We start from the raw sequence: 15,732 nt of genomic DNA on the forward strand, positions 1-15,732 counted from the left end.
CTACCAGCGGTCGTGCACGTGCGGGCGGACCAGCTCGTCGTACACGGCCCGCACCTCGGCGTGGACCTCGTCGGAGAGCGGGGCCAGGTCGGCGGCGGCCGCGTTGCCCCGTGCCTGCTCGGGGTTGCGGGCGCCGGGGATGACCACCGACACCTGCGGCTGGTCGGCGATCCAGCGCAGCGCGAACTGGGCCATCGTCGCCCCGGCGGGCACGAGCGGGCGCAGCCGGTCGACGGCCTTCAGCCCCACCTCGTAGGGCACGCCGGAGAAGGTCTCGCCCACGTCGAACGCGTCGCCGTTGCGGTTGTAGTTGCGGTGGTCGTCGGCGCCGAACGTGGTCTCCGCCGAGTACTTGCCGCTGAGCAGCCCGGACGCCAGCGGCACCCGCGCGATGATCGCCACGCCAGCCTCGGCGGCCCGCGGGAGCACCTGCTCCAGCGGCTTGAGGCGCATCGCGTTCAGGATGATCTGCACGCTCGCCACGTTCGGCCGGGCGATGGCCCGCAGTGCCTCGTCCACGGTCTCGACGCTCACGCCGTAGGCGGCGATCCGCTCGTCGGCCACCATCTCGTCGAGCGCGTCGAACACCTCGTCGCGGTCGTAGACCGGCGTGGGCGGGCAGTGCAGCTGCACGAGGTCGAGGGTGTCCACGCCGAGGTTCGCCCGCGAGCGGTCGTTCCACGCCAGGAAGTTCTCGCGGGAGTAGTTCTCCGGGACCTGGTCGACGCGGCGGCCCATCTTGGTGGCGACGGTGATCCCGTCGCCGCGCTCCCGGAGGAACGTCCCGATCAGGGTCTCGCTGCGACCGTCCCCGTAGACGTCGGCGGTGTCGAAGAACGTCACCCCGGCGTCCGCGGCGGCGTTCAGGACGGCGAGGGCGTCGGACTCCTCGACCTGCCCCCAGTCGGCTCCGAGCTGCCAGCAACCCAGGCCGACGACGCCGACCTCACGACCGAGCCGTTGTGCGATTCGCTTGTCCACGCACGTCATCCTATGCGCGGTGGACCGTCCGCACCGACCGGTGCGCTGTCCGACGAGCTCGGCGATCACCCCGCCCACCGCCGCCACAGCTGCTCTCCTGATCCGTCGCCGTCGTTCAGCCTGCGGTCGTAGTGGTCCGCCAGCCTGGCGAACTCCGCCCGAGACTCCCCCTCGTCCCTGGCGAGGTGGTCCAGCTTGTCGATCATGTGCTCGTACACGGACACCTGCCCCACGTTCTCCAGGAACAGGCTCGCCACCTCACCTTCGACGTAGACGACCGGTGCGGCCTTCGGCAGACACATCAACACGTACTGCGAGCGCAGGAGAGCCCTCGCTCCCGCTGAAGCAGGCACGATCCGCAGCTCGATGTTCGGCCACGAGCTCATCAGGGCCAGCCGCAACATCTGATCCCGCATGACACGGGTGTCGCCCGCCTCCAGGTGCAGAGCCGTCTCGTGGACGAAGAACGACAACCGCGGCCCGCGGTACTGGAGCAGCAGCTTCTGACGGTTCAGCCGGATCTGCACGAACGGTTCGGCTTCCTCGGCGGTGCAACCGTCCGCCTCCATGATGATCGCCCGCGCGTACCCCTCGTCCTGGAGCAGACCGGGCACGATCATCGTCTGGTAGCTGATGAGGTGCTCCGCCATGTTCTCGTGCAGGATCAGAGCGCGCAGTTCGTCGGACACGTGCGAGCGGTGGGAGCGGACCAGGTAGCCGGTGTCCCGTCGGGTGGCGAGGTCCTGGACGTGGTCGGCGAGCTCGCGCTCCGCGCCGCAGTGGCCCAGGTACAGCATGAGGTCCTGCACGGTGGTGCCCCGGCGGCCGACCTCGATGTTGGACAACATGCTGGGCGAGTTGCCCAGCCGTTCGGCCATGTCCGTCAGCGTCATCTCCGCGCGCTGCCGCGCGGCCCGCAGCAGATCGCCGATCTCCCTGTTGCGCGCCGTGCTGTGCGGCCGAACTTGCGTCATGGCACGGAAAGTAGCCGCCCGCGAGGGGTCTTCCCGCCTCCGGCGCGTCACTTCCACTCGAAGAGGGTCCGCACCGGCCAGCGGTCAAAACGGCGTGAATGCTCAACTCGCAATGCCCGAATGCTCAACTCGCAGTGCCTGAATGCTCAACTCGCGGGTCGGGGGAGGATCAGGGACGTCGGCTTGGAGCGGGTGTGGACGCGGTAGGCGACCTCGAACTCGGTGCCGGTGACCTCCGCCGTCGCGCGGGCCGCCACCTCGGCGGAGAACTCTATGCGCAGCACGGCCTCCAGGTCGGCCCTGGTCCGGAAGCGCCAGGTCGTGCGGACCCGCCTGGTGCTGAAACCGTTGCCGGAGAAGAAGTCCTGCACCTTCGCCGGGTCGTAGCCCGGCTCGTCCGCGCACAACCACGGGCCGTACGGAGGTGCGGCGCCGTCGAGGTCGACGATCGCCAGCACGCCGCCCGGCCGCAGCACCCGGTCGGCCTCGCGCATCCCCGGCTCGCAGCCCGGACCGAAGAAGTACGCGGTCCGCGCGTGCACCAGGTCGGCGCTCGCGTCGGGCAGCGGGAGGCGCTGCGCCGGTCCTTCGAGCACGCGCACGCCGTCGAGCCGGCGCGTGCGCTGCCTGGCCCTGCCGACCAGCGGGGTGTACGGCTCGACGCCCACGACCGTGCGCGCGTCGCGGGCGAAGACCACCAGGTGGAACCCGTCGCCGCACCCGACGTCCACGACGTCGCGACCGGTCCAGTCGGCCTCGTCGCGCAGCGCGGCCCAGATCGCGCCGTCCGCGTCCTGCGCGCGGTTCTCGACGTCGTAGATCTCCGGCCAGTGCCAGATGTTGGGGCTCGGGACGACCTCGGACGGGCGGACCGCCTCCAGCGCTGCTCGAACGAATGCCTTCACCGAACGAGCGTAGAACGCGCTGGACCCCGCGCGTAGCGTGAAGACGTCACCACGGCCCCGCAGGAGGCGGCCTTGACGCTCTCACCGAATCCGCCCGCGCCGGCGGACCTGCTCCCCGGCGGTCCCTGCTGGCTCGAACTGCCGGTCACCGACCCGCGCTCGGCCCGGGACTTCTACGCCGGTCTGTTCGGCTGGACCTACGAGCTCGACCGGGGCCACCCGGTGGCGCTGGTCGACGGGGTGCCCGTCGCGGGGCTGCCGCCGACCGACCGGTTCACCCCGTGGACGCTGTACCTGCTGTCCCCGCACGTGCGCGCCACGGCGGAACGCGCCTACGCGCTGGGCGGCGCCGTGCTGCGCAACCCGGCGGGGAAGCCCGACCGGACGCGGAGCACGCTGATCCGCGACCCCACCGGCGGTGTCGTGGGGTTCCGGCACGTCCCGCCGGACTGGCGCTTCGGCACGGGCGGGCACGGCGCGTTCGCCTGGGCCGAGCTGAACACCCGCCGCCCGTCGACGGCGGACGTGTTCTTCCAGGAGCTGTGCCACTTCGATGTCACCCAGATCGGCGACGGGCACCGGGTCGACTACACGCTGTGGTCCGTGCGCGGCCGGAGCGTGCTCGGCCGGCAGCGCATGGGGCGCGCGTTCGAGCCGACCGCTCCCCCGCACTGGATGGTCTACTTCACGGCCTCGCCCGAGGTCGGGACGGACTCCGTCGCCGACCAGGTGCTCCGGCTCGGCGGGCGCGTCTGCGTCGAGCCGTACGACTCGCCCCAGGGGCGCGTCACGGTCGTCGAGGACACGTCCGGCGCGACGTTCTCGGTGATCGACCCGTCCCGCGCGCTCGTGCTGTCGGAGGACGAGACCGGCGCGGGCAACGACGACCCCTACGACGACTGATCCGGCGCTGTCGGTCCCCCCGGGCGACGCAGCCCGCGCCGGACGCCGTACTTCGCCGTCGATCCCGTCGAGGGCACCGACGCGGCCGCGCGCGGGGCCGCCGAGCCGGGCGGTGAGGTCATCACCGACCCGGCCGGCTCGCCGTGGGGCCGGATCTCCGTCGTGGCGGACCACGAGGGGACGGTCCTCCGTCCGACCGACCCGGCCAGGACCGTCTGACCGGCTCTACGCTGGAGACGATGACCTCCACGATCACGTCCTCCACCGGGACGCTGCTCGCCGGGCGGCTGCGCGAGACCCGCGCACGCGCCTTCGCCGGACGCTCCGGCGAGCTGGCGGTGTTCCGCGCCGCGCTGCGCGGCGACCCCGGATCGTCTCCCGTGCTGTTCGTGCACGGCCCCGGCGGGATCGGCAAGTCGACGCTGCTGCGGCGCTTCGCCGACGAGGCCGAGGCGGCGGGACGGACCGTGACGCACATCTGCGCCCGGTCGACTCCGGCGACGCCTGCGGCCTTCGAGGCCGCCGCCGCGCCGGTGCTCGCCGACGAGACCCCGGTCCTGCTGATCGACGCGTTCGAGCGGTGCCGGGGACTGGAGCTGTGGCTGCGCCGCCGGCTGCTGCCGCGGCTGCCCGACCGCGCGGTGGTCGTGGTGGCGGACCTGGAGCCGCCGTCGCTGGAGTGGCGGACCGATCCCGGCTGGGAGGACGCGCTGGGCGTGATCGCCCTGCGCAACCTCTCCCCCGAGGAGGCCTCGGCGCTGCTCACGTCCCGCGGGGTCGACCCGGCCCGGCACGACGAGCTGCTGCGGTTCGCGGGCGGGCACCCGCTCGCCCTGCGGCTGGCCGCCGAGACCACGTCGGACGCCGGACCCGGCCCGGCGCCCGCGCGGGACGTCGTGACGACGCTGCTGGAGCGGCTCGTGGGCGACGTGCCGAGCCAGGCGCACCGCAGGGCGCTGGAGGTGTGCGCGCACAGCCTGGTCACGACCGAGCTGCTGCTGCGGGCGGTGCTGCCCGACGACGACGCGGCCGAGCTGTTCGCGTGGCTGCGGCGGCTGCCGTTCGTGGAGTCCGGCGCGCGCGGGGTGTTTCCGCACGACGTCGTCCGCGACGCGCTGGAGGCCGATCTCCGCTGGCGCGACATGGCGAGCTGGGAGGAGGTGCACCGGCGCATCCGCGAACACCTGATCGGGCGTTGCCTGCAGGCGCCGGAGCCGGAGGCGCTCGCCCTCCTGAGCGAGACCACGTACCTGCACCGCTACGGCGGTGTCACGCACGACTACTTCTCGTTCCGCGAGGACGGCGCGACGTTCGAGGACGTCCTGCGGCCGGAGGACCACGGAGCCGTGCTGCGGCTCGCGGCGGGAACCTGCGACCTCGCACTCGTGGCGCACTGGCTGGACCGGTGGCCGGAGGCGTTCCGCGTCCACCGGTCGTCGGGCACGGGCGAACCGGTCGCGTTCATGACGTGGCTGCTCGACGAGGAGCCGGACGCCGCGGACCTGGCCGCGGACCCGGTGCTGGCCGCGGCCTGGGCCTACGCCCGCGCGTCGACCCCGCCTCGGCCGGGCGAGCGTCTCGGACTGATGCGGTTCCTGGTGTGTCCGGACGGCGACGTGCGTCCCTCACCGGTGCTGGACCGGATGCTGTGGCGGATCGCCGCCTGCTGGATGCGGACCGACCGGCTCGCCTGGAGCGTGATGGCGACCCCGCACCCGCGGTTCTGGGAGCGGCTCATGATCTACCTGGACCACCCGCCGCTGCCGGAGACCGCTGCGGCGGGAGAACACGCGCAAACGCTGTACGTGCACGACTGGCGAACCTCGCCGTTGCGGGTCTGGCTCACCAACGCCGCGGTGGAGGAGGTGTACGGGCCGGGTGCGCGGCCTCCCGCGACACCCGAACTGGCCGTGCTGTCCCGCGCCGAGTTCGACGAGGCGGTGCGCGACGCGCTGCGCTGCGCCGACGACCCGGTCCGGCTCGCGCGGAACCCGCTGAGCCGCAGCAACCTGGTCGCGGCGCACGACACGACGCTGCGCCGGGTGCTGGTCGAGACCGTGAACGCGCTTCGCGTCGGACGGCACCACGTGGCCGTCTCGGCCACCTACCTCGGCGGGCCCACCACGCAGGAGGCGTGCGCGCAACGACTCCGCCTGCCGCTGGGCACCTACCGCCGCCACCTCACGCGGGGCGTCGCCGCGCTGTGCGACGCCCTGTGGGAGCGGGAGGTGCTGCGCTGAGCGGAGTCGCTACGCGGGGACGAAGAGCTGGAGCAGCAGCCACCCCACCGCGGCGGAGGGCAGCAGCGAGTCCATCCGGTCCATGAGGCCGCCGTGTCCCGGCAGCAGCGTGCCCATGTCCTTGATGCCCAGGTCGCGCTTGATCAGCGACTCGACCAGGTCACCGGCCGTGGAGGTGACGACGAGGGCGGCGCCGAACAGGACGCCCTGCCACCACAGGCCGTCGACGAAGAACGTGAGCGACAGCGCGCCGCCCACCGTGCCCGCGATCATCGACCCGGCGAAGCCCTCCCAGGACTTCTTGGGGCTGATCTTCGGGGCCATCGGGTGCTTGCCGAGGAGCACACCGGCGATGTAGCCGCCGGTGTCGGAGAGCACGACGCCGAGGACGAAGCACACCACCCGGAACGCGCCGTCCTCCGGCACGACGAGCATCGCCGCGAACGACGCCAGCAGCGGCACGTACGCGACGGCGAACACCGAGGCCGTCACGTCGCGCAGGTAGCCGTCGGAGCCCTCGCGGAACCGCCAGAACAGGCACGCCAGCATCGTCACCACGAACGCGGACAGCGCACCGGCTCGCCCGAACGGCCAGGACAGCCAGACCACCGCCTGACCGCCCACCAGCACCGGCACGAGCGCCACCCGGACGCCGCCGCTGTTCTTGAGCGCACCGGCCAGCTCCACGGTGGCCACCGCGACGGCGGCGGCCACGACCAGGACGAACGCCTGGCGCACGAAGACCAGCGACGCGATGACGACCAGCGCCAGACCGACGCCCACCCCGATGGCGGCGCGCAGGTCGCGCCCCGCCCTGGACGGCTTGGCGCCCGCGTCGCCGCTTGACGACACGGGCGCGTCCTGCTGACCGCCGCCTGACACCTGTGCTCCTGTCACGACCGTTCACCAGCCGACCAAATCGTGCGACCGGCGCCGCGGCCGTTCGACAGCAGTGGGACCATCAGACTTCGAGGAGCTCGACTTCCTTGTGCTTCACGAGTTCGTCGACCTGCCCGACGTACTTGTGGGTGAGGCTCTCCAACTCCTTCTCCGCGCGAGCACCCTCGTCCTCGCCGACCTCGCCGTCCTTGACCAGGCGGTCGAGCTCTTCCTTCGCCTTGCGGCGGATGTTGCGCATGGTGACGCGGGAGTCCTCGCCCTTGGCCTTGGCGACCTTCACCATCTCCCGGCGGCGCTCCTCGGAGAGCTGCGGGATGGAGATGCGGATGATGGTGCCGTCGTTGCTCGGGTTGACCCCGAGGTCCGAGTCGCGGATGGCCCTCTCCACGGCGTTGAGCTGGCTGGTGTCGTAGGGCTTGACCACCGCCATGCGCGCCTCGGGGATGCTGACGCTGGCGAGCTGGTTCAGCGGTGTCGGGGAACCGTAGTAGTCCACGACGATGCGGGAGAACATGGAGGGATTCGCCCGGCCGGTGCGCACCGACGCGAGGTCCTCCTTCGCAACCGACACCGCTTTTTCCATCTTCTCCTCGGCGTCGAGGAGGGTCTCGTCGATCACGGCTACTCCTTGGTGTGCGAGCCGGGCAGGTGCTGCGCGACGTGCAGCCGGACTGATCCCAGCAGGTCTAGAAGGACGGGCGACCACCGGGGGTGCTCACCAGGGTTCCGATCTTCTCACCACGCACCGCTCGCGCGATGTTCCCCTCGGTGAGCAGGTTGAACACCATGATGGGCATGTTGTTGTCCATGCAGAGGCTGAACGCGGTCGCGTCGGCGACGTTCAGGCCGCGTTCGAGCACCTCGCGGTGGGTGATGCCGTCGAACATCAGGGCGTCGGGATCGATCCTGGGGTCGGCGGTGTAGATGCCGTCGACGGCCTTCGCCATGAGGACGATCTCGCAGCCGATCTCCAGGGCGCGCTGCGCGGCCGTGGTGTCGGTGGAGAAGTAGGGCATCCCCGCTCCGCCGCCGAAGATCACGACGCGGCCCTTCTCCAGGTGCCGCATGGCCCGGCGCGGGATGTAGGACTCCGCGACCTGGCCCATGGTGATGGCGGTCTGCACGCGCGTGTCGATGCCGTGCTCGCGTTCCAGGAAGTCCTGGAGCGCGAGGCAGTTCATGACCGTGCCGAGCATCCCCATGTAGTCGGCGCGGGAGCGGTCCATCCCGCGCTGCTGGAGCTCCGCGCCGCGGAAGAAGTTGCCACCACCGATGACGACGGCGACCTGCGCGCCCGTTCGCACGACCTCGGCGATCTGCCTGGCGACGGTCTGCACCACGTCCGGATCGACGCCGACGCCACCACCGCCGAACATCTCGCCGCCCAGCTTCAGCATCACACGGCGATAACCGTGCACCTGCTCCTCACCCACGGATCCTCCTAGCGGCTTCGTCCAAGTCCGGACACGGAAAGGGCGGGGTTGCCGTCTCGTCGCAACCCCGCCCTCACGCGGATCAGCTCTGGCCGACCTCGAAGCGGGCGAAGCGGGTGACCACGACCCCGGCCTCGTCCAGCACGGCCTTGACCGTCTTCTTCGACTCCGTCACCGACGGCTGCTCCAGGAGCACGACGTCCTTGAAGAAGCCGTTGACGCGACCGTCGACGATCTTGGGCAGCGCCTGCTCGGGCTTGCCCTCCTCGCGAGCGGTCTCCTCGGCGATCCGGCGCTCGTTCGCGACCAGGTCGGCGGGCACCTCGTCACGGGTGACGTACTTCGGGCGCATCGCGGCGATCTGCATCGCGGCGCCGCGCGCGGCCTCGGTGCTGTCACCGGTGTACTCGACCAGCACGCCGACGGCGGGCGGCAGGTCGGCGGCACGGCGGTGCAGGTAGGTGGAGACGGTGCCGTCGAAGACGGCGACCTTCGCGACCTCGAGCTTCTCGCCGATCTTCGCGGAGAACTCCTGGACGACGGCGTCGACGGTCTTGCCGTCGAGGTCGGCGGCCTTGAGGGCCTCGGCGTCGGCGGACTTGGTGGCCTTGGCGACGGCGACGATCCGGCTCGCGAGGTCCTGGAAGTCGGAGTTCTTCGCGACGAAGTCCGTCTCGCAGCGCAGCTCGACCATCACACCGTCCTCGGCGACCACGAGGCCGTTGGAGGTGGTGCGCTCGGCGCGCTTGCCGACGTCCTTCGCACCCTTGATGCGGAGGATCTCGACGGCCTTGTCGAAGTCGCCGTCGGCCTCGTCCAGGGCCTTCTTGCAGTCCATCATGCCAGCGGCGGTGAGCTCGCGGAGCCGCTTGACGTCGGCCGCGGTGTAGTTCGCCATCGTGCGTTTTCCGTTCCTTCTGCGGTGTACGCGCTGACGCGCACCGCGCCCACCGTCGTGGTGGGCGCGGCGCGCGGTGGATCAGGACTGGGCGGGCTGCTCTGCCGGAGCGTCAGCAGCGGGAGCCTCGGTCGCGGGAGCCTCGGCGGCGGGCGCCTCGGCGACCGGAGCCTCGGCGGCGGCAGGGGCCTCGGGGGCCTTCTCCGCCTCGGGAGCCGCGCTGGTCAGCAGCTCCTTCTCCCACTCGGCCAGCGGCTCGTCCACACCGGTCTCGGGCTTGTCGGCGCCGGTGCGAGCACCGGAGCGCGACATGAGACCGGCGGCGGCGGCCTCGGCCACCACCTTGGTCAGCAGCGCGGCGGAGCGGATCGCGTCGTCGTTGCCCGGAATCGGGTAGTCGACCTCGTCCGGGTCGCAGTTGGTGTCGAGGACCGCGACGATCGGGATGTTCAGCTTGCGAGCCTCACCGACGGCGATGTGCTCCTTCTTGGTGTCGACGATCCACACCGCGGAGGGAACCCTGGCCATGTCGCGGATGCCGCCGAGCGTGCGCTCCAGCTTGTCCTTCTCGCGGTTCATCATCAGGATTTCCTTCTTGGTGAAACCCTGGAAACCGCCGGTCTGCTCCATCGACTCCAGCTCCTTGAGCCGCTGGAGGCGCTTGTGCACCGTGGTGAAGTTGGTGAGCATGCCGCCCAGCCACCGCTGGTTCACGAAGGGCATGCCGACGCGGAGCGCCTCGTTGGCGATGGCCTCCTGCGCCTGCTTCTTGGTGCCGATGAAGAGGATCGACCCGCCGTGCGCGACCGTCTCGCGGACGAACTCGTACGCCCGGTCGATGTAGGTCAGCGTCTGCTGGAGGTCGATGATGTAGATGCCGTTGCGCTCGGTGAGGATGTAGCGCTTCATCTTCGGGTTCCAGCGACGGGTCTGGTGCCCGAAGTGCACGCCGCTGTCGAGCAGCTGCTTCATGGTGACGACGGCCATGGCCTGTATCGCACCTTCTCCATCTGGCGAACCGGTTCCACCGGTTCGCGGTATCGGTTGACGCGGGTGATCGGTGATCCCCCGCCCTGGTGCCCCGCCGGTGTCCGGACCCTCCGGGAGAAGTGGATTCCACCCTCGGGACCGCCGGACGCCGCGACTCGACCACGCCGAAGAAGCTGATCGGATCTGCAATGGCACGCGAAGTCGCCCCGTGCGCACACGGGCCGCACGAAGAGTGTACGCCGAAGAGGACCAGCGGGCTGAACCGGTACCCGAGTTGTCCACAGCCCTCGAACTGTCCACAGTTCCGGGCCCGGCACTGGCCCCGGCCGGGACGCTCGGCCAGCGTGAGGACATGCGAAGAGCCCTGGTCGCGCTGGTCTGCCTGCTGCTGCTCGCGCCGGCCGGAACGGCGCGGGCCGCCGGGCGGTTCGGCTGGCCGCTCGCTCCACCGCACCCGGTGCTGCGGCCGTTCTCCGCCCCGGCCACCCCGTACGGCCCCGGCCATCGCGGCGTGGACCTCGGCGGCGCGGTCGGCGAGCCGGTGCTCGCCGCGGCCGACGGCGTCGTGCGCTTCGCCGGGACGGTCGTGGACCGGCCGCTGGTGTCGCTCGACCACGGCCGCGGGCTGCGCACCACCTACGAGCCGGTGACCCCGCGGGTCACCACCGGTCAGCGGGTGCGGCGCGGCGACGTGCTCGGCCTGCTGCGGCCGGGGCACCCGGGGTGCGTCGTCGCGGGCTCGGCGGACCGGGCGTGCCTGCACTGGGGAGCGCTGCGGGGCGGGGAGCACGTCGATCCGCTGGGGCTGGTGGCGCCGGGGCGGGTGCGGCTGCTCCCGCTGACGCTCACGTCTCGGCCTGCTCGCTGAGCTTCGTGCGCAGCCGCAGGACGGCCCTGGTGTGCAACTGGCAGACGCGGGACTCGGTCACGCCGAGGACCTTGCCGATCTCGGCCAGGGTCAGGTTCTCGAAGTAGTAGAGGGTCACCACGACGCGGTCGCGCTCGGCGAGCTGGGCGATGGCGTCGGCGAGCTGCCTGCGGCTGTCGAGGTCGACCATCATGGCGACCGGGTCCTCCGCGCCCTCGTCGGGCAGCGACTCGGCCAGCGACGCGCCGCCGCGACCGGCGGCGATCAGCTCGTCCAGGGCGACGACGCTGGTGAGCTGGAGCTGGGCGTACAGCTCGCGCAGCTCCGCCAGGCCGATCTTCAGCTCGACGGCGATCTCCCGGTCGGTCGGTGTGCGCTGCAACCGCGCGCCCAGCCGCTCCAGCGCCTGCTGCACGTCGCGGGCCCGGCTGCGCACCGAGCGGGGCACCCAGTCCTGGGAGCGCAGGTCGTCGAGGATCGCGCCGCGGATGCGCTGCATCGCGTAGGTCTCGAACTTCAGGCCGCGCTCGGGCTCGAACTTCTCGATGGCGTCGACGAGGCCGAAGATGCCCGACTGGATCAGGTCGGCCACGTCGACGTGCGCGGGCAGACCCGTGCCGACGCGGCCCGCGACGTACTTGACCAGCGGGGCGTAGTGCAGCACGAGGCGGTCGCGGAGGTTCTGCTCGCGGGAGCGGCCGTACTTGCGCCACAGCGCGACGATGCCCGCCTCGACGTCGTCCGCGTAGTCGGAGGGGTGCGCGGCGCGGAGGACACCGCCCCTCAGGGCCTCGGCGACGAGGGCCACGTGCCCGTTCGAGCCGTCCACCGGTTCGACGTGGTGACCGTTCGTCCCCGTCGGCCGGGAGGTTTCGGTCGCCGTGCGCGAACCTCCCCGCGAGCCTTCAGGAGCGGGGGTTGGTTCGGTCATGGATCGCCTTCAGCCGTTCGACGGTTGGGTGTGTCTGGAACTGAGTGGTTGCGAGCGTAGCGTGACCAAGCTGTTCGTGGACGGCGTGCAGGTTCGCTCCCCCTTCCGACTGGCGTGTCGCCGCCGAGCGGCGAGGTGCACGCGGTCCGGCGCCAGCGGCGCCGGGTGCATCACCCACTACATCGCGCGAGAGCCGGTGAGCGGTACGCGGAATCGGCCGATCGGACGCCACCGCCCGGCGCGGTGTACCTGCAACACCATCTGCTACCTGCGCCTTCCGCTCCGGATCGAATCCGTTCCGCACCGCGTTCGCGGCCGGGTCGCACGGCCGGACGGCGGGTGCGGAGCACCTCTCGCCCGGCGCGCGGACCACCGGCGAGAGGCGGTCCGCGCCGTTCGTCTCCTTCGCGCCGATCGCCTCCGGACCACGTTCCCCAGCAAGCCGAACTCCGATCGCGCACCGCAACTCCACCACGGAGCGGTCACGCAGCGCAACCGGTTGTCCGTTCACGACTGCGGAACCGCCAGCTCGCGGCACCACGTCGGCCTGTCCGGAACAGGCCAGCGCGGAGGGGTTGCGGGCGGTCGCGCGGGCCACGTGCGCGACGCGCGCACCCGCCGGTGGTCCGAGGACGTCACCTCCGCCCGGTCGTCCCGACGCGGACCCACCCGGTCTCGGTGCGCGCCGCGTGACCGCTGAGCTCGAACTCCGGCAGCAGGGCGCGCACCCGGTCGAGCGGCACCCCCGACTCCACCGAGATCGCCTGCGGACTCCGGCCCAGCGCCGGTGACAGCGCGTCGTGCACCCGCATCGCCTCGCCGTCGGGCGAGCCGAACTCACGAGCGCTCCGGGGTGGTGGCTCCACCAGGTCGTCGCCGATGCGGCCGACGGACTCCACGACCTCCTCGACGCTGCTCACGGCCACCGCCTCACCGGAGCGCAGCAGCTCACCGCAGCCCACCGACGTGGCGGAGGTGATCGGCCCCGGCACGGCCATGAGCACCCGACCCAGCGCGGTGGTGGACGCGGCGGTGTTCTTCGCGCCGCTGCGCCGGCCCGCCTCCACCACGACCGTGCCCAGCGCCAGCGCGGCGATCAGCCGGTTGCGGGTCAGGAAGCGGTGCCGGGCGGGCGAGGTGCCCGGCGGGTACTCGCTGACGACCAGCCCGCGCTCGGGGATGCGGGCGAGCAGCGCCTGGTGACCGGCCGGGTAGGCCACGTCCACCCCGCACGCCAGGACCGCGAGGGTGCGCCCGCCCGCCGCCAGCGCGCCCCGGTGCGCGGCCCCGTCGACGCCGTGGGCGGCCCCGGAGACCACCACGAGTCCCGCCGCGGCCAGACCGTGGCCGAACTCGGCGGCGACGTGCTGGCCGTAGCCGCTCGCGGCGCGCGAGCCGACGACGGCGACCGCCCGCTCCGCCAGCTCGGCGCACGCCGCCGCTCCCCGCACCCACAGCGCGAGCGGCTCGCCGCCGCAGCGCAACCGCTGCCGTCCGGCCACCGCGAGAGCGGTGAACGGCCAGGCGGGCCACTCCTCGTCCTCCGGCACGACCAGGCGGCCACCGGCCTCGGCGACCCGGCGCAGGTCCTCCTCGGCACGGTCCTCGGCGCACCGCGCCGCCGTCTGGACCTGCACCGACACCGGAACGTCGCCGCGCCGCACCCGCCGGGCCGCCTCCACCGGCCCGAGCAGGTCGATCAGGGCTCCCAGCGCGAGCGCGGGCGGTTCGGCCACCCGCGACAGGTAGGCGCGCGCCAACCGGACCTCCTCGTCGGCCGCTCCCTCCGCGCTCACGCCGACCTCCTCTCGCGGAACTCCAGCGCGGCGGCCACGTGGTCGGCGGACGGCCGGTCCCGACCGGCGAGGTCGGCCAGTGTCCAGGCGACCCGCAGACAGCGGTCGGCGCCGCGACCGGTGAGCGCCCCGCTGGCCAGGGCGCGGTCCAGCAGGGCGGTGTCCGCGCGGGGCAGCGCGAACTCCCGGCGCAGCACCGGGCCGGGGACCTCGGCGTTCGTCCGCCACGAGAAGCCCCGGTCGCCCCAGCGCCGCGCGGCCCGCGCGCGGGCGGCCAGCACCCGGTCGCGCACGAGCACCGTGGGCTCCGGCTCGGCGACCTCCGGGCCCGTCATGGCGGTCAGCGGTCGCATCCGGACCCTCAGGTCGACCCGGTCGAGCAGCGGCCCCGACAACTTGGCCAGGTAGCGGCGGCGCGCGGTCGGGCGGCAGCAGCAGTCGACGTCCTTCGGCGGCGCGCAGGGGCAGGGGTTGGTGGCCAGCACGAGCTGGCACCGGGCGGGGTAGCGGACCACGCCGTCGCGGCGGGCGAGCTGGATCTCCCCGTCCTCCAGCGCGGTCCGCAGGGCGTCGAGGTTCGACTGGCCGAACTCGCACACCTCGTCCAGGAACAGCACGCCCCGGTGCGCGCGGCTGATCGCGCCCGGTTTCGCCAGCCCCGCGCCACCGCCGACCAGCGCGGCCATCGACGTCGAGTGGTGCAGCGTCACGAACGGCGGCGCGGCCACGAGCGGCGCTCCGGCGGTCAGCAGGCCCGCCACCGAGTGCACTGCGGTCACCGACAGCGCCTCCTCCACCGACAGCGGCGGCAGGAGCCCGATCAGGCGCCGCGCGAGCATCGTCTTGCCGGTGCCCGGCGGGCCGACCAGCAGCAGGTGGTGCGCACCGGCCGCGGCGACCTCCAGCGCCCAGCGCGCCTCCGGCTGACCCACCACGTCACCGAGGTCCTCCACCGGTGGCGGCACGGGGTCCTCGTGCTCCGGCGGCGGCACCAGCACGGCGTCGTCGCCCCGCAACCACGCCACGACGTCGCCCAGGGTGTGCGCCCCCAGCAGCTCGACGCCCTCCACGAGCGCCGCCTCGGCCAGCGCCTCCACCGGCACGACCGCCCGGCGCAGCCCGGCTCGGCGGGCCGCGAGCAGCGCGGGCAGCACCCCGCGCACCGGCCGCACCCGCCCGTCGAGGGCCAGCTCCCCCAGCAGCACCGTCCCGCCGAGCCGGTCGGTCACCACCGCCTTCGCCGCCACCAGCACGGCGCACGCCAGCGCCAGGTCGTAGCCCGACCCGCCCTTGGGCAGTGTCGCGGGCGACAGGCCGAGCGTGACCCGTTGCGAGGGCCAGTCGAAACCGCTGTTGCGGACCGCGGACTTCACCCGGTCCTTCGACTCGTGCAGGGCCGCGTCGGGCAGACCGAGCAGCTGCGTCCTGACCGTGCCGGGCCCGATGTCGGCCTCGATCTCCACCGCGAGCCCGTCGACCCCGAACAGGGCGACCGACCACGCGCGTCCCAGCGCCATCACACGTTCCGCAGGTGGTGCAGGCGGACCGGCCCGTCCTGCGGCCAGAGCAGCGAGATCACGTCGCAGCGGATCTCGCACCACCCCACGCGGTGCGCGGCGAGCCAGCGCAGCGCGAGCCTGCGGACGCGCGCCAGCTTCTCCGGGGTCACCGCCTCCACCGGATCGTCGTGCGAGAGCCCCGAGCGGGTCTTCACCTCGCACACCACGAGCCTGCGGCCGTCGGTCGCGACGACGTCCAGCTCCCCCTCGCGGCACCGCCAGTTCCGCGACAGCACCACCAGGCCCTGCTCCTGGAGGAACCGGCAGGCCACGTCCTCGCCGCGTCTGCCGAGGTCCCTGCTCGCGGCGGAACGCCGTGCCGCGTCCGCACCGGTCACCACTGCCGTCATGCTC

15 protein-coding genes are annotated in these 15,732 nt (G+C 72.7%); 3 read left to right on the forward strand and 12 right to left on the reverse strand.

Annotated elements, in window-relative coordinates; genetic code table 11:
• From IMZ35_RS01870 to IMZ35_RS01880, 3 genes are all read right to left on the reverse strand, one after another.
• On the reverse strand, window positions 1-981 hold the full coding sequence (locus tag IMZ35_RS01870) for an aldo/keto reductase (RefSeq protein WP_307867663.1): 981 nt from the start codon (window positions 979-981) through the stop codon (window positions 1-3).
• Window positions 982-1,046: 65 nt separating this feature from the next.
• A complete protein-coding gene (locus tag IMZ35_RS01875; protein WP_199439090.1) occupies window positions 1,047-1,955 on the reverse strand; it encodes a helix-turn-helix domain-containing protein in 909 nt (302 codons plus the stop codon).
• A gap of 146 nt (window positions 1,956-2,101) precedes the next feature.
• A complete protein-coding gene (locus IMZ35_RS01880; protein ID WP_199439091.1) occupies window positions 2,102-2,860 on the reverse strand; it encodes a class I SAM-dependent methyltransferase in 759 nt (252 codons plus the stop codon).
• Window positions 2,861-2,932: 72 nt separating this feature from the next.
• Between IMZ35_RS01880 and IMZ35_RS01885 the strand changes: the two genes are divergently transcribed.
• Window positions 2,933-3,763 (forward strand): VOC family protein, encoded by an 831-nt coding sequence (locus IMZ35_RS01885; RefSeq protein WP_199439092.1) that lies wholly within the window; start codon window positions 2,933-2,935, stop codon window positions 3,761-3,763.
• Window positions 3,764-4,002: 239 nt separating this feature from the next.
• Window positions 4,003-6,003 (forward strand): ATP-binding protein, encoded by a 2,001-nt coding sequence (locus IMZ35_RS01890; protein ID WP_199439093.1) that lies wholly within the window; start codon window positions 4,003-4,005, stop codon window positions 6,001-6,003.
• Window positions 6,004-6,012: 9 nt separating this feature from the next.
• Here the strand turns inward: IMZ35_RS01890 and IMZ35_RS01895 are convergent, their stop codons facing one another.
• The 5 genes from IMZ35_RS01895 to rpsB form a co-directional block, all read right to left on the reverse strand.
• On the reverse strand, window positions 6,013-6,855 hold the full coding sequence (locus IMZ35_RS01895; RefSeq protein WP_199439094.1) for a phosphatidate cytidylyltransferase: 843 nt from the start codon (window positions 6,853-6,855) through the stop codon (window positions 6,013-6,015).
• A 109-nt stretch (window positions 6,856-6,964) separates the two neighbouring features.
• Complete coding sequence (frr, locus tag IMZ35_RS01900; RefSeq protein WP_199439095.1) at window positions 6,965-7,522, reverse strand: ribosome recycling factor; 558 nt, start codon at window positions 7,520-7,522, stop codon at window positions 6,965-6,967.
• 67 nt (window positions 7,523-7,589) lie between these two features.
• The gene (pyrH, locus tag IMZ35_RS01905) at window positions 7,590-8,300 is read right to left on the reverse strand and encodes a UMP kinase (protein WP_229369255.1); all 711 of its coding nucleotides are present in this window, start codon (window positions 8,298-8,300) and stop codon (window positions 7,590-7,592) included.
• Between the two features lie 118 nt (window positions 8,301-8,418).
• Window positions 8,419-9,234: a translation elongation factor Ts gene (gene tsf / locus IMZ35_RS01910; RefSeq protein ID WP_199439097.1), complete on the reverse strand. Its 816-nt coding sequence runs from the start codon at window positions 9,232-9,234 to the stop codon at window positions 8,419-8,421.
• An 81-nt stretch (window positions 9,235-9,315) separates the two neighbouring features.
• Window positions 9,316-10,221: a 30S ribosomal protein S2 gene (rpsB, locus tag IMZ35_RS01915; RefSeq protein WP_199439098.1), complete on the reverse strand. Its 906-nt coding sequence runs from the start codon at window positions 10,219-10,221 to the stop codon at window positions 9,316-9,318.
• 355 nt (window positions 10,222-10,576) lie between these two features.
• Here rpsB and IMZ35_RS01920 point away from each other — a divergent pair, with 355 nt between their 5' ends.
• Window positions 10,577-11,092, forward strand: a complete 516-nt coding sequence (locus IMZ35_RS01920; protein WP_199439099.1) for a M23 family metallopeptidase — start codon at window positions 10,577-10,579, stop codon at window positions 11,090-11,092.
• On the opposite strand, the gene IMZ35_RS01925 is transcribed toward IMZ35_RS01920, so the two are convergent.
• From IMZ35_RS01925 to IMZ35_RS01940, 4 genes are all read right to left on the reverse strand, one after another.
• Entirely contained in the window at window positions 11,070-12,023 is a 954-nt protein-coding gene (locus tag IMZ35_RS01925) for a FliA/WhiG family RNA polymerase sigma factor (RefSeq protein WP_199439100.1), read from the reverse strand. The genes IMZ35_RS01920 and IMZ35_RS01925 overlap by 23 nt on opposite strands.
• 635 nt (window positions 12,024-12,658) lie before the next feature.
• Window positions 12,659-13,819, reverse strand: coding sequence for a DNA-processing protein DprA (dprA, locus tag IMZ35_RS01930; protein ID WP_199439101.1), 1,161 nt, complete (start codon window positions 13,817-13,819; stop codon window positions 12,659-12,661).
• A complete protein-coding gene (locus IMZ35_RS01935; protein ID WP_199439102.1) occupies window positions 13,816-15,336 on the reverse strand; it encodes a YifB family Mg chelatase-like AAA ATPase in 1,521 nt (506 codons plus the stop codon). The genes dprA and IMZ35_RS01935 overlap by 4 nt, the downstream gene beginning before the upstream one ends.
• A complete protein-coding gene (locus IMZ35_RS01940; protein WP_199439103.1) occupies window positions 15,336-15,728 on the reverse strand; it encodes a YraN family protein in 393 nt (130 codons plus the stop codon). The genes IMZ35_RS01935 and IMZ35_RS01940 overlap by 1 nt, the downstream gene beginning before the upstream one ends.
• Window positions 15,729-15,732 lie beyond the last annotated feature (4 nt).

This window comes from Umezawaea beigongshangensis, assembly GCF_016464305.1.
In the GTDB taxonomy this organism is placed as follows: Bacteria; Actinomycetota; Actinomycetes; order Mycobacteriales; family Pseudonocardiaceae; genus Umezawaea_A; species Umezawaea_A beigongshangensis.